The organism is Roseomonas marmotae (assembly GCF_017654485.1).
Lineage (GTDB): Bacteria > Pseudomonadota > Alphaproteobacteria > Acetobacterales > Acetobacteraceae > Pseudoroseomonas > Pseudoroseomonas marmotae.
In genome coordinates this window covers 701,980-714,680 of record NZ_CP061091.1, presented here as the reverse complement: position 1 = coordinate 714,680, position 12,701 = coordinate 701,980, and the positions used below count along the sequence as shown (strand labels likewise).

At 69.8% G+C, this 12,701-nt stretch carries 11 protein-coding genes; 5 read left to right on the top strand and 6 right to left on the bottom strand.

What is annotated here, in order from left to right; all coding sequences use genetic code 11:
* Window positions 1-14: 14 nt before the first annotated feature.
* Window positions 15-692, bottom strand: a complete 678-nt coding sequence (locus IAI58_RS03375) for a YggS family pyridoxal phosphate-dependent enzyme (RefSeq protein ID WP_207449957.1) — start codon at window positions 690-692, stop codon at window positions 15-17.
* A 261-nt stretch (window positions 693-953) separates the two neighbouring features.
* Here IAI58_RS03375 and IAI58_RS03370 point away from each other — a divergent pair, with 261 nt between their 5' ends.
* The 5 genes from IAI58_RS03370 (at window position 954) to holA (ending at window position 7,162) form a co-directional block, all read left to right on the top strand.
* Window positions 954-2,183 (top strand): porin, encoded by a 1,230-nt coding sequence (locus IAI58_RS03370; protein ID WP_207449959.1) that lies wholly within the window; start codon window positions 954-956, stop codon window positions 2,181-2,183.
* Window positions 2,184-2,311: 128 nt separating this feature from the next.
* Window positions 2,312-2,827, top strand: coding sequence for a DUF3576 domain-containing protein (locus IAI58_RS03365; protein WP_207449961.1), 516 nt, complete (start codon window positions 2,312-2,314; stop codon window positions 2,825-2,827).
* Window positions 2,828-2,974: 147 nt separating this feature from the next.
* Window positions 2,975-5,587: a leucine--tRNA ligase gene (gene leuS / locus IAI58_RS03360; RefSeq protein WP_207449977.1), complete on the top strand. Its 2,613-nt coding sequence runs from the start codon at window positions 2,975-2,977 to the stop codon at window positions 5,585-5,587.
* Entirely contained in the window at window positions 5,553-6,122 is a 570-nt protein-coding gene (lptE, locus tag IAI58_RS03355) for an LPS assembly lipoprotein LptE (RefSeq protein WP_207449979.1), read from the top strand. The genes leuS and lptE overlap by 35 nt, the downstream gene beginning before the upstream one ends.
* Window positions 6,123-6,124: 2 nt before the next feature.
* Window positions 6,125-7,162, top strand: coding sequence for a DNA polymerase III subunit delta (gene holA / locus IAI58_RS03350; protein WP_207449981.1), 1,038 nt, complete (start codon window positions 6,125-6,127; stop codon window positions 7,160-7,162).
* A gap of 68 nt (window positions 7,163-7,230) precedes the next feature.
* On the opposite strand, the gene IAI58_RS03345 is transcribed toward holA, so the two are convergent.
* Genes IAI58_RS03345 through mnmE form a run of 5 tightly spaced genes read right to left on the bottom strand, consistent with a single transcriptional unit; the run spans window position 7,231 to window position 12,701 of the window.
* Window positions 7,231-8,079: a ParB/RepB/Spo0J family partition protein gene (locus IAI58_RS03345; RefSeq protein ID WP_207449983.1), complete on the bottom strand. Its 849-nt coding sequence runs from the start codon at window positions 8,077-8,079 to the stop codon at window positions 7,231-7,233.
* Window positions 8,076-8,894 carry a ParA family protein gene (locus tag IAI58_RS03340; RefSeq protein ID WP_207449985.1) on the bottom strand — a complete coding sequence of 273 codons (819 nt, stop codon included), beginning with the start codon at window positions 8,892-8,894 and terminating at the stop codon, window positions 8,076-8,078. Before IAI58_RS03340 ends, IAI58_RS03345 begins: the two co-directional genes overlap by 4 nt.
* The gene (rsmG, locus tag IAI58_RS03335) at window positions 8,881-9,501 is read right to left on the bottom strand and encodes a 16S rRNA (guanine(527)-N(7))-methyltransferase RsmG (RefSeq protein WP_237182900.1); all 621 of its coding nucleotides are present in this window, start codon (window positions 9,499-9,501) and stop codon (window positions 8,881-8,883) included. The genes IAI58_RS03340 and rsmG overlap by 14 nt, the downstream gene beginning before the upstream one ends.
* On the bottom strand, window positions 9,498-11,363 hold the full coding sequence (gene mnmG / locus IAI58_RS03330) for a tRNA uridine-5-carboxymethylaminomethyl(34) synthesis enzyme MnmG (protein WP_207449987.1): 1,866 nt from the start codon (window positions 11,361-11,363) through the stop codon (window positions 9,498-9,500). Before mnmG ends, rsmG begins: the two co-directional genes overlap by 4 nt.
* 24 nt (window positions 11,364-11,387) lie before the next feature.
* Window positions 11,388-12,701, bottom strand: a complete 1,314-nt coding sequence (mnmE, locus tag IAI58_RS03325) for a tRNA uridine-5-carboxymethylaminomethyl(34) synthesis GTPase MnmE (protein WP_207449989.1) — start codon at window positions 12,699-12,701, stop codon at window positions 11,388-11,390.

Below are 12,701 nucleotides of genomic sequence, written 5' to 3'. Positions count from 1 at the left end.
TTCCCCCTTGGCCTTTACCCCGCCGGGTAGGGCCGCTGCCCGAAGATGGCAGAGCCCACTCTTATATGGGTGGCACCCTCGGCGATGGCGGACTCGAAATCCCCGCTCATGCCCATCGACAGGATGGGCAGCCCGAGTCGCGCCCGCAGCGCCGCCATGCGGCGGAAATGGGGAATGGGGTCTTCCTCAGCGGGAGGGATGCACATCAGCCCCGTGACATCCAGCCCATGGCTGTCGCGGCACAGGGCGAGGAAGTCCTCCACCGCATCGGGGTCGATGCCGGCCTTCTGGGGCTCCCGTCCGATATTCACCTGGATCAGCAGGCCGGGGCGCCGGCCTTCCCGCACCATGGCTTCGGCCAGGGCCGCGGCCAGCTTCGGCCGGTCCAGACTCTCTATGGTATCGGCCAGCCGCACGGCGTCACGGGCCTTGTTGGTCTGCAGCGCACCGATCAGGTGCAGGCGCATCGCCGGGTGGCTCTCGCGCAGCGGGGGAAACTTGGCGGCCGCCTCCTGCACCCGGTTTTCCCCGAAGACCGCCTGCCCGGCTGCCAGGGCCTCGGCGACCGACTCGGCCGGATGGGTCTTGGAGACGGCCACCAGGGTCACTTCCTCCGCCTTCCGCCCGGCGGCGGCGCAGGCGGTGGCGATCCGGTCGCGAATCCGGTGCAGGGAGGCGGCGATGCTGGTCATTATGGGGCGACCCTAGGGGTGTCAGGGCGGAGGCTCAAGCCGCGATGCCCGGTGCGCGCCCCACGTTGTTGCGCCGGGGCCACAGTGTCTCGTTGAAGTCGCGATATCGCTTCACGAACCATTGCTCCCTTTCTGACCGCTGAACCATAGTGCCGTCGGGCTCTACCCGATGTCGAACGGCAACGGGGCAGGTCTGTCGAGGGGGACAGGCCGGGCCGCGGGAACAGCCGGTACGCACCGGCGCGTGAGGAGGTTTTTGGGATGCGCAAGATTTTGCTGGCGACGACGGCCGTTGCCGCCGCCGCTCTGTTTGGCCCGGTCGAGGCTGCTGCTCAGCAGGCTCCGACGGTTCGTGTTGGCGGCTACTTCCGCTTCAACTACGCCTTCACCGATCAGGACAACGTCGTCACCCAGAACATTCGTGAGGGCAAGTCCGACTTCGCCGCCGATGCCGAGGTGCATGTCATCGTCGAAGGCAAGACCGCCAACGGCCTGACCTACGGCTCGACCATTGAGATCCAGACGGACCTCAACCGCGGCAATGGCACGGGCTTCTCCAAGACCTCCCTGGACATCGATGAGATGTACATGTGGATCGCCTCCCCCACCGCTGGCCAGCTGCGCTTCGGTGACGAGGACGGCGTGGTGCTCGGCGCCATGCTGACGGGCTTCGTGACCAACTTCGGCACGGGCGGCGTCGACGGCGATGCCTGGGACAACGTGATCGGCGCCAACAACCGTCCGAGCTACTTCGCCGGCGGCGGTCTGTCCGACAGCACCAAGGTCATCTACACCTCGCCGCAGTTCTTCGGCTTCGACTTCGGCGCCTCCTTCGCCTTCAACAACAACGAGGGTGAAGACAGCGGCTGCGATGCCCTGAGCATCAGCTGCGACCGCACGGCCGCCTTCTCCTACGCCCTCGGCGCCCCGCGCATCCGCAACGAGCGTCAGGCCGCCGTCCGCTACCGCGGCAGCTTCTCCGGCGTCGGCGTGCAGGCCAATGTCGGCTACATCGGCTCCGACGTGACCGCCAACATCGGTGGCCCGTCCGCCCAGGGCCTCGACGTCTACTCCGTCGGCCTGCAGGCGACCGCCTACGGCTTCCTGGTGGGCGCGAACTACAGCTGGGGTGACGCTCAGGCCGGCCTCGGCATCCTGAACCGTCCGGCCCCCGGCACGCGCCTCGACACGCGCAACATGAAGCAGCTGTTCGCCGGCGCTTCGTACACCATCAGCGGCCTGACGGTCGGCGCGAACTTCTTCGACGTGAAGAGCGCCGGCAACCAGAACATCCTCACAGGTGGCCGTACGGACCGCGCCTGGGCCGTTGGCGCCAGCTACACCCTGGCCCCTGGCCTGCAGCTGGTCGCCGAGTACATCTCCTCCAAGAAGAAGGAAGGTGGCTTCGACTTCGCGAACGGCACGCTCGGCTCCGCGAACAACAGCTCCGAGGCCGACGTGGTCCTGCTGGGCACCCGCATCGCCTTCTGATCCTTCCGGATCATTGGGCTGGGAGAAGGCGGCGGGGAAACCCGCCGCCTTTTTCCTTGCCTGATGCCAGGGCCGTCAGCCGCTTTTGCTCTTGATTGATCCCCGCACCCCCCTATCGTGCGCCCGCCATGCGCAAGTTCCTCGCCTTCGGGCTGCTCCTCCCTGTCCTCGCCGGTTGCGGCTATGGCCGCCCGGTGTCGAATGATGAATATTACGACGACAGCCGCCGCGCCCGCGTGCAAGGACGCCTGGGTGGCAGCGACGGCATCCTGATCCTGGGGACAGACCGTTCCTCCCGCCAGGGGGCGCAGGATGGCGCCGGCCTGGGGGTGAACGCCTATCTCTGGCGCGCCACACTGGACACCCTGTCCTTCCTGCCGCTCACCTCGGCCGATCCCTTCGGCGGCGTCATCATCACCGACTGGTATTCGCCCCCCACCGCGCCCGATGAGCGTTTCCGCGCCACGGCCTATATCCTCGGCCGCCAGCTCCGCTCGGACGGCGTGCGGATCACGGTCTTCCGCCAGGTGCGCCAAGGCAATGACTGGGTCGATGCCCCCGCCTCCGCCGCCACCGCGAGGGACCTCGAGAACCAGGTCCTGAGCCGTGCGCGGGAACTGCGCAGCCTCTCCGCCTCCAGCTGAGACCATGGGGGCGGCAGGCATGACACAAGGCATGTCCGCCCCCTCACCTCCCAGGCACCGCAGGCCTGCGGCGGCGGCCCTTCCCATCGGCGCGCCAGCCGCCTATGCCTGTGTCGCAGCGCCTGAACAGATCGATCGCCCCGTTCCATGAATGATGCCGTGACCCACCCCCGTCCCGAGAGCCCCCGCACAGAGCCGGCGCGCTACGACTTCGCGCAGGCCGAGCCGCGCTGGCAGGCGGCATGGTCCGAGCAGGGCTGCTTCCGCGCCCCGGATGTGCCGGACGGCAGCAAGCCCAAATACTATGTTCTTGAGATGTTCCCATATCCCTCGGGCAAGATCCATATGGGGCATGTGCGGAACTACACGCTGGGCGACGTGGTGGCACGCTACAAGCGGGCCCGTGGGCATCAGGTGCTGCATCCCATGGGCTGGGACGCCTTCGGCCTGCCGGCCGAGAACGCGGCACGGGAGCGCGGCGTCCATCCGGCCAAGTGGACCTACCAGAACATCGCCGCCATGCGCGCCGAGTTGCAGCGCATGGGCCTCTCCCTGGAATGGGAGCGTGAATTCGCCACCTGCGACCCCTCCTATTACGGCCAGCAGCAGAAGCTCTTCCTGGAATTCATGAAGGCCGGGCTGGCGGAACGGAAGGAGAGCTGGGTCAACTGGGACCCGGTGGACAACACCGTCCTGGCCAATGAGCAGGTGATCGACGGGCGCGGCTGGCGCTCCGGCGCGCTGGTGGAGAAGAAGAAGCTCTCCCAGTGGTTCCTCTCCATCACCAAATTCGCGCCGGAGCTGCTCTCCGCCCTCGACGGGCTGGAGCGCTGGCCGGAGCGCGTGCGGCTGATGCAGGCCAACTGGATCGGCCGCAGCGAAGGCGCACGGGTGCGCTTCGACCTCGCCACGCCGGTCGAGGGCATCGGGCAGGTGGAGGTCTTCACCACCCGCCCCGACACGCTCTTCGGCATGAGCTTCCTGGCCGTCGCCGCCGAACACCCGCTGGCCGCCGCCGCCGCCGCCCGCGACCCGAAGATCGCCGAGTTCATCACCGAGGTGCGCAGCCTCGGCACCTCCGAGGCCGCCATCGAGCAGGCCGAGAAGCGCGGCATGGATACCGGGCTGCGGGTGAAGCACCCCTTCACCGGCGAGACCTTCCCGGTCTGGATCGCCAATTTCGTGCTGATGGAATACGGCACGGGCGCCATCTTCGGCTGCCCCTCCGGCGACCAGCGCGACCTGGACTTCGCCCGCAAATACGACCTTCCGGTGCCGCCGGTCATCCTGCCCCCGGGCGAGGACCCCGCCACCTTCACCATCGGCAAGACCGCCTATACCGATGACGGCACCCTCTATAACTCCGACTTCCTGAACGGGCTGGGCACCGCCGAGGGCAAGCGCGCTGCCATCGACGCGCTGGAGGCCAAGGGCGCAGGTACGGGCGTGGTGAACTGGCGCCTGCGCGACTGGGGCGTCTCCCGCCAGCGCTACTGGGGCTGCCCCATCCCGGTGATCCATTGCGAGGCCTGCGGCGCCGTGCCGGTGCCGCAGGACCAGTTGCCCGTGGTGCTGCCGGAGGATGTGGACTTCACCAAGCCCGGCAACCCGCTGGACAACCACCCGACCTGGAAGCACGTCTCCTGCCCCCATTGCGGCGGCAAGGCGCGGCGCGAGACCGATACCTTCGACACCTTCGTCGACAGCTCCTGGTATTTCGCCCGCTTCACCTCGCCCAAGGCGGAGACGCCGCTGGTGCCGGAGGCCGCCAATGGCTGGCTCCCGGTGGACCAGTATATCGGCGGCATCGAGCACGCGATCCTGCACCTGCTCTATTCCCGCTTCTTCACCCGCGCCCTGCATGGCATGGGCCATCTCGCGACGCCCGAGCCCTTCGCCGGGCTGTTCACCCAGGGCATGGTCCAGCATGCCTCGTACAAGTCCCAGGACGGCCGCTGGCTGGCCCCCGACGAGGTGGAGGCTACCGCTGACGGGGGCGCGGTGGAAAAGGCCACAGGCCTCACCGTGACGATCTCGCGCAACGACAAGATGTCGAAGTCGAAGCGCAACACCATCGACCCCGGTGCCATCATCGACCGTTACGGCGCCGATACCGCGCGCTGGTTTATCCTGTCGGACAACCCGCCCGACCGCGACATGGAGTGGACGGAAGCCGGCGTCTCAGGCGCCTCCCGCTTCACGCAGCGGCTCTACCGCCTGGTGGCGGCCAGCCTGGAGGGCCTGCCTCCCCCCGGCATCCAGCCGGCACCGGGGGCCGCACGTGACCTGCGCCGCGCCACCCACCGCACCATCGCCGCCGTGACGGAGGCGCTGGAGAGCTTCTCCTTCAACGTGGCCGTCGCCCGAATCCATGAATTCGCCAATGCCGTCGAGGCCGGGGCGAAGGAGGATGGCGCCGCCCTGCGGGAGGCGCTGGAAGCCATGGCCAAGCTGATCAGCCCGATGATGCCGCATCTGGCGGAGGAGCTGTGGTCGCAGCTGCGGGCCGGGGAAAAGAGTCTGGTAGCCCAGCAGCCCTGGCCCGACTCCGATGCCGGCCTGGCCGCCGCCGACAGTGTGACCCTGGCCGTGCAGGTGCTGGGCAAGCTGCGGGCGACCATCTCCGTTCCGGTCGGCACGGAAGAGGCAACCATTTTCGCCACGGCCGAGGCGGATGAGAATGTGCAGCGCGCCATTGCCGGGCGCCCGATCAGGAAGCGCATCCATGTCCCGGGACGCATCGTCAACTTCGTCGTCTGACCACCGCTTGCGGCTGGGCCGCCGGGGCCTGCTGGGCGCCGGCACGGCCGGGCTGCTCGGTCTGTCCGGCTGCGGCTTCCGCCCGCTCTACGGCGATGCCGGCGCCACGGCCAGCAGCCCGGTGATGACGGAACTCTCGACCATCGAGGTGGCGCTCATCCCGGAGCGGACGGGCCAGCTGATGTACCGGGCGCTGCAGCAGCGGCTCTGGGTCGGCGGGCAATCAGCCCCCCGCTACACCCTGACGGCCTTCCCGGCCTTCGGGGTGGAGGCGGAGGGCATCCGCATCAACGGCACGCCCACCCGCCTGCGCTACATCGTCACCACCAACTGGTGGCTGACCACCAATGGAGTGCCGCCTCAGCCCGTGATCAACGGGACGGAGCGCAGCCTGGATGCCTTCGACCTGCCGGATAATCAGTTCTTCGCCGCCGATGCGGCGCGGGATGCCATGCTGGCCCGGCTGATGGACCAGATGGCCGAGGATATCGTCACCCGCCTGGCCGCATATTTCTACGGCCAGAGCGCCGCCTGAGTGTGGCCAAGCTCGACGCCCGCCGCCTCCCCGCCTTCCTGAAGGACCCCGGCGCCACCCGCGTGGTGCTGCTGCACGGGGAGGATGCGGGGCTGGTGCGGGAACGTGCCGAAGCCCTTCAGCAGGCTGTCGTCGGCGGCGACGATCCTTTCCGTTTGGCGGAACTGCCACGCGAGGCGGCAGCGAAGCCGGGCGCGCTTTCCGCCGAGATCTCTGCTCTGGCGCTGACGGGCGGCCGCAGGCTGGTCAGGGTGCGCGATGCCACCGATGCCCTGACGGCCGGCGTGAAGGAGGCCCTGGCGGCTCCTGGCGATGCCCTGCTGCTGCTGGAGGCTGGGGAACTGCCTGCCCGCGCCAAGCTGCGCGCCCTGCTGGAACCCCACTCCGCGGCAGCCGTGATCGCCTGCTACCGCGAGCGTGGCCCCGAGCTGACCCAGACCATCGCCACCCTGCTGCGCGAGCAGGATGTCACGGCCGAGCCTTCCGCCCTGGAATGGCTGGCCGGCCGGCTGGGCGAGGACCGGATGATGCTGCGGCGGGAGGTCGAGAAACTGGCCCTCTATGCCGGCCGGGGCGGCAGGCTGGGCGAGGAGGATGTGCTCGCCTGCATCGGCGACGGTTCGACCCTGGATCTGGACGAGGCGCTGATCGCAGCCACGGCCGGGGAGATCGCCGTGGCCGACCGTGCGCTGGACGCGGCGCTGGGGGAAGGCGCGCATCCCGTCATGGTCGTCCGGGCGGCGCTGCGGCATGTGCAGCGGCTGCACCTGGCGGCGCTGGCCATGGCAGGCGGGGCGTCCGCTTCCTCGGCGCTGGAGGGGCTGCGGCCGCCGGTCTTCTTCCGCCACAAGGGTGGCTTCGAGCGCGCCCTGCGCTGCTGGTCGGCGGAGGCGCTGGCGGCGGCAGGGGACGCGCTTCTGGAGGCGGAGAAGCGCACCAAATCCAGTTCGGCGGCCCGCCCCATCCCGGATCAGGTCATCGCCCGGGGCGCGGTGCTGGCCCTGGCGCGGCAGGCCCTGGCGGCCCGCCGGAGGGGCTGAGGAAAGCTCCAGCCCTCCGCGCGCCCGCCAGACGGGAAACCTACCCTCAGACGCCGTGCCGAAGCGTTCTAACCACTGGGGGTCAGGAGGCGGATCAGCGCATCCAGCTGATCCAGGTCCTTGTAGCCGATGGTGATCTGGCCGCCGCGCCGGCCATGGCGCACCGCCACCTTCAGCCCCAGCTTGACGGTCAGGTCACGCTCCAGGGCCTTGGTATCCGCATCCTCGGCCTTCGCGGGCTTCTGGCGCTCGGCGGCGGCGGCCAGCGCCTCGGTCTGGCGCACGTTCAGCCCGCGCGTCACCACCAGCTCCGCCAGCTTCACCGCATCAGGCGCCGTCAGCAGCGCGCGGGCATGGCCGGCGGAGAGGCTGCCGCGGGCCATCATCTCCCGCACCTTCTGCGGCAGGGCGAGAAGGCGCAGGGTATTGGCCACGTGGCTGCGGCTCTTGCCGACGGCGCGGCCCAGATGCTCCTGCGTCAGGCCGAATTCATCAGTCAGGCGGCGATAGCCCTGGGCTTCCTCCAGCGCGTTCAGATCCTCGCGCTGCAGGTTCTCCACCAGCGCTGCGGCCATGGCGGCGCGGTCATCCAACTCATGGATGATGACGGGCACATCATGCCGCTGCGCCAGCTGCGCGGCCCGCCAGCGCCGCTCGCCGCCGATGATCTGGTAGGTGCCGGGGGCGCCGGGCTTGGGACGGACCAGGATAGGCTGCAGCACGCCATGCTCGCGGATGGAAGCCGCAAGTTCCGCCAACCCGGACTGGTCGATCGGCCCGCGCGGCTGGAAAGGGCCCGGCTCCAGCGCCTCCACGGGCAGCGTGCGGGGCGTGGCGCCGCTGGCGGGCGGGGCCGGCTGGTCGCCCAGCAGAGCCGAGAGCCCCATGCCGAGACGGGAGGGTTTGCGTCCGCTCATGCCTTCGCTCCCGCGGCTTTGGCGGCTGCGCGTTCGCGCCGCAGCAACTCGGCGGCCAGCTTGATATAGGCCTGGGCGCCGGTGGATCTCATGTCGTAGAGCAGCACAGGCAGGCCATGGGATGGCGCCTCGCTGACGCGGATATTGCGCGGGATCACCGTCTCGAAGACCTTGTCGCGGAAGAAGGCGCGCACGTCATTCGCCACCAGCTCGGACAGGTTGTTACGGCGGTCGAACATCGTCAGCACGATGCCGTCCAGGCTGAGCGTCGGGTTCAGCGCGCGCTTCACCCGCTCGATGGTGCGGGTGATCTGGGACACCCCTTCCAGCGCGAAGAACTCTGTCTGCAGCGGGATCAACACGGACTGCACGGCCACCAGGGCATTCAGCGTCAGCAGGCCGAGCGAAGGCGGGCAGTCGATCAGGATGAAGTCGAAGCTCGCCAGGGTTTCGGACGCCGCGTCCAGCGCCTGCCGCAGCCGCCTCTCCCGGTTTTCCATCCCCACCAGCTCGATCTCCGCCCCCGCCAGATCGTTGTCGGCCGGCAACAGAAAGAGGTTGGGAACCTTGGTAGCCTGCATGAGCTCGCCGAGCGGACGCTCACCCACCAGCAGGGCATAGCTGCCGGAGCCCCGGTCAGCGCGCGGCAGTCCAAGGCCGGTCGAGGCATTGCCCTGCGGGTCCAGGTCGATAACCAGGACACGTTTCTTGGTGGCCAAGGCGGTGGCCAGATTGATGGCGGTCGTGGTTTTGCCCACCCCGCCCTTCTGGTTGGCAAGCGCGATGCGGCGTGTTGTGCGGTCAGGCCCCGGCACGGCGAATCCTGGTCAGACGGAAAATGGAAGCTTCGGCGTCAGTGGTGCTCTTGAACCGCTCGGCGGTCATTGTCCAGCCCAGGGCGGCAGCCTCCATCTCTTCCAGGGCGCTGCGCCCCTTGGGGAAGATAGCGACACCATCGGGCGCCAGCAGACGCTCCGCCCAAGGCAGCATCCTCTCGAGAGGCGCGAGCGCTCTCGCAGTCAGCACAGCCAGCGGCGGCAGGCTGACGGCTTCAATACGCGCGGCATGCACCCGCACATGGGTCAACCCCAGCTCCCCTGCGGCCGTCTGCAAGAAGGCGGCCTTGCGGCGGTCGGCTTCCACCAGATGCACCGAGCGCTCCAGCGCCATGGCCAGCACCAGCCCAGGAAAGCCGCCCCCGCTGCCGAGATCCCCGACCGCCCCCTCACCCGGCGGGATCAGTGGCAGCAGTTGCAGGGAATCGGCAACATGACGCTGCCGCAGCACGGCCTCCGTGGTGGGGGCGATCAGGTTAATCCGTTCGTTCCAGCGCAGCAGAAGCGGCACGAAGGCCTCGATCCGCGCCAGCGTTTCACGTGAAACATCGAGTGGCGGCAGGGTCAGGGCATGGTCCTGTTTCACGTGAAACGCTCCGTCTTGCGCAGATGCACCGCCAGCGCGGCCATGGCCGCGGGCGTAATACCCGCCAGACGCCCCGCCGCCCCAAGGGTGGGAGGACGTGCCGTGGAAAGCCGTTGGCGCATTTCGTTGGAAAGGCCGGGGATGGCCGAGAAGTCCAGTCCAGAAGGGATGGCGGTTCGTTCCTCCCGCTCGATCATCCGCAGCTCGGCTGCCTGCCGCTGGAGATAGGGGGCGTAAAGTGCCTCGGCCTCCACCTGCAGGCGCACGCCAGCCGGAAGGTCGCGCAGCCAGGGGAAAGCCTGCTCAAGCGCCGCGCTGTCCAGCTCCGGCAGGGCCAGCACCTCCAGCAAGCTGCGCCAGCGGCCATCCTGGTTGATGGCGATGCCCGCCGCCTGCAGCGCCGCCGGGGTTCCACCCTCGGCGCGCGCGCGGCCCAGGGCTTCGGCCACCTCGGCGGCAAAGCGGCGGTACCGCGTCGCGCGCCCGGTGCCGACGCAGCCCCAGGCGATACCGGTCTCCGTCAGCCTCAGTCCGGCATTGTCAGCCCGAAGCGCCAGCCGGTGCTCGGCCCGGGCGGTCAGCATCCGGTAGGGCTCGCTCACGCCCTGGAGGGTCAGGTCATCGACCATCACGCCCAGATAGGCCTCGGTGCGGGAGAGGCAGCGCCCCGCAGCACCACTCGCCAGCGCCGCTGCGTTCAGCCCCGCCAGCAGCCCCTGGGCGCCGGCCTCCTCATAGCCGGTCGTGCCGTTGATCTGCCCCGCCAGGAAAAGGCCGGGCACCGCCTTCACCTCCAGCGTCGGCTTCAGTGCGCGCGGGTCCACATGATCATACTCGATGGCATAGCCCGGCCGCAGGATCACCGCCTTCTCCAGCCCGGGGATGGAGGCGATGAAGGCGCGCTGCACATCCTCCGGCAGGCTGGTGGAAATGCCGTTGGGATAGATGGTGGGGTCGTCCAGCCCCTCCGGCTCCAGGAAGATCTGGTGCCGCTCCCGCTCGGCGAAGCGCACCACCTTGTCCTCGATCGAGGGGCAGTAGCGCGGCCCCACGCCCTGGATCTGCCCGGAATGGATCGGCGCCCGGTGCAGGTTGGCGCGGATCAGCGCATGGCCTTCCGGCGTGGTGGAGGTGATGCCGCATTGCACCTGCGGGTTGGTGATGCGCTCCGTCATCCAGGAGAGCGGCTCCGGCTCCGCATCGCCCGGCTGCATCTCCAGGCTGGCCCAGTCGATGGTCCGGCCATCCAGGCGCGGCGGCGTGCCGGTCTTCAGCCGGCGCATCGGCAGGCCGAGCGCCTCGATGGCCAGGGCCAGTCCGACGGAGGGCGCATCCCCCACCCGCCCGGCCGGGATGCGCGTCTCGCCGATATGGATCTCCCCGCGCAGGAAGGTGCCGGTGGTGATGACCAGTGCGCCGCAGGCGATGCGCGCGCCATCGGCCGTCAGCACGGCGCAGATACGCCCGGCGCCGTCGCGCTCGATCCCCTCGGCCGCCACGGCCAGGATGGTCAGGTTGGCCTGCTCCGCCAGCAGCGCCTGCACCGCCTGCCGGTAGAGCTTGCGGTCGGCCTGGGCGCGGGGGCCGCGCACCGCCGGCCCCTTGCTGCGGTTCAGCAGCTTGAAATGGATGCCGGCCGCATCGGCGGCACGCCCCATCAGCCCGTCCAGGGCATCGATCTCGCGCACCAGATGCCCCTTGCCCACGCCACCGATGGCGGGGTTGCAGGACATCTCGCCGAGCGTCTCCAGCTTGTGGGTCAGCAGCAGGGTCCGGGCGCCGCAGCGGGCGGCGGCGGCGGCGGCTTCGGTGCCGGCATGGCCGCCGCCTACCACCACCACATCGAAATTCATGTCGCGCATGCCACGGGGTATACCGCCCCCGCGTCATTTTCCGATGCAGAAATCCCCGAAGACGACGTCCAGCACATCCTCGACGCCGACACGCCCGGTCAGCCGCCCCAGCGCCCGCAGCGCTGCCCGCAGGGCTTCGGAAGCCAGTTCCGGCAAGGGGGCCGCCGCCGCCTCATCCAGCCAGCCCGCGGCTTCGTCCAGCGCGGCGCGATGCCGGGGCCGGGTCAGTCCCGCTTCCGCCGTCAGTCCGGCCCGGGCCGCCACGGCTTCGGTCAGGGCTGCCCGCAGCCTGTCCATGCCAGCGCCGGTCCGGGCGGAAACAGCCAGCGGCGCCACGCCGCCGATCCCGGCCGGAGCGGCGGCCAGGTCCGTCTTGTTGGCCACGACCACTACCCCTGGCGCCACCATCGCCAGCGTCTCCGCATCCGGCGTCTGATCGGCCGCGAAGACGGCCAGCACCAGATCCGCCTGCTCCGCCTGCCGGCGCGCGCGGCGGACACCCTCGGCCTCGATGTCATCCACGGTTTCGCGCAACCCGGCGGTATCGGCCAGCAGCACCGGCACGCCCGCCAGTTCCAGCCGCACCTCCACCACGTCCCGCGTGGTGCCGGCGGTGGAGGAGACGATGGCGGCATCGCGCCCTGCCAGGGCGTTCAGCAGCGAGCTTTTCCCAGCATTGGGCGCACCGATGATGGCGGCCCAGACCCCTTCCCGCAGCCGCTCCCCGCGCCCGCCATCATCCAGATGCGCGCGGATCTCGGCGGCCAGGGACATGGCGCCGGCGCGCATCTCGTCCTCCAGGCTATTCGGCAGCCCTTCCTCGGCGAATTCGATGGCGGCTTCCTGATGTGCCAGCAGCCGCGTCAGACGCCCGGCCCAGCCGGCATAACGCTCCGCCAGCGCGCCGCCCGCCTGCCGCAGCGCCTGCCGCCGTTGCGCGGCGGTCTCGGCATCGATCAGGTCGGCGATGCCTTCGGCTGCCGTCAGGTCCAGCCTTCCGTTCAGGAAGGCGCGGCGGGTGAATTCCCCCGGCTCCGCCGGCCGGGCACCGAGTGCCAGCAGGGCATTGCTGACACCCTCCAGCACGGCGCGCCCGCCATGGAGGTGTAGTTCCGCCGAGGCCTCTCCGGTGTAGCTGCGCGGCCCCGGGAACCAGAGCACCAGCGCCTCGTCCAGCAACTCGTCATCCCCAGGCGCCCGCAAGCGCCGCAGGCTGGCAAGGCGTGGCGGCGGCAGAGGGCCGGCCAGGCGGCGCAGCACCTCCCCTGTCCCACTGCCGGAGAGCCGCAGCACCGCGATGGCGGCCCGGCCCGCGCCGGACGCCAGGGCGAAGATGGTATCGGTCAT

Bases quoted from the DNA above. Each gene is read 5' to 3' on its own strand.
- leuS (WP_207449977.1), top strand. From the start codon at position 2,975: ATGAATGATGCCGTGACCCACCCCCGTCCCGAGAGCCCCCGCACAGAG.
- IAI58_RS03365 (WP_207449961.1), top strand. From the start codon at position 2,312: ATGCGCAAGTTCCTCGCCTTCGGGCTGCTCCTCCCTGTCCTCGCCGGT.
- mnmE (WP_207449989.1), bottom strand. From the start codon at position 12,701: ATGACCGATACCATCTTCGCCCTGGCGTCCGGCGCGGGCCGGGCCGCC.
- lptE (WP_207449979.1), top strand. From the start codon at position 5,553: ATGTCCCGGGACGCATCGTCAACTTCGTCGTCTGACCACCGCTTGCGG.
- IAI58_RS03370 (WP_207449959.1), top strand. From the start codon at position 954: ATGCGCAAGATTTTGCTGGCGACGACGGCCGTTGCCGCCGCCGCTCTG.
- IAI58_RS03375 (WP_207449957.1), bottom strand. From the start codon at position 692: ATGACCAGCATCGCCGCCTCCCTGCACCGGATTCGCGACCGGATCGCC.
- IAI58_RS03345 (WP_207449983.1), bottom strand. From the start codon at position 8,079: ATGAGCGGACGCAAACCCTCCCGTCTCGGCATGGGGCTCTCGGCTCTG.
- mnmG (WP_207449987.1), bottom strand. From the start codon at position 11,363: ATGCGCGACATGAATTTCGATGTGGTGGTGGTAGGCGGCGGCCATGCC.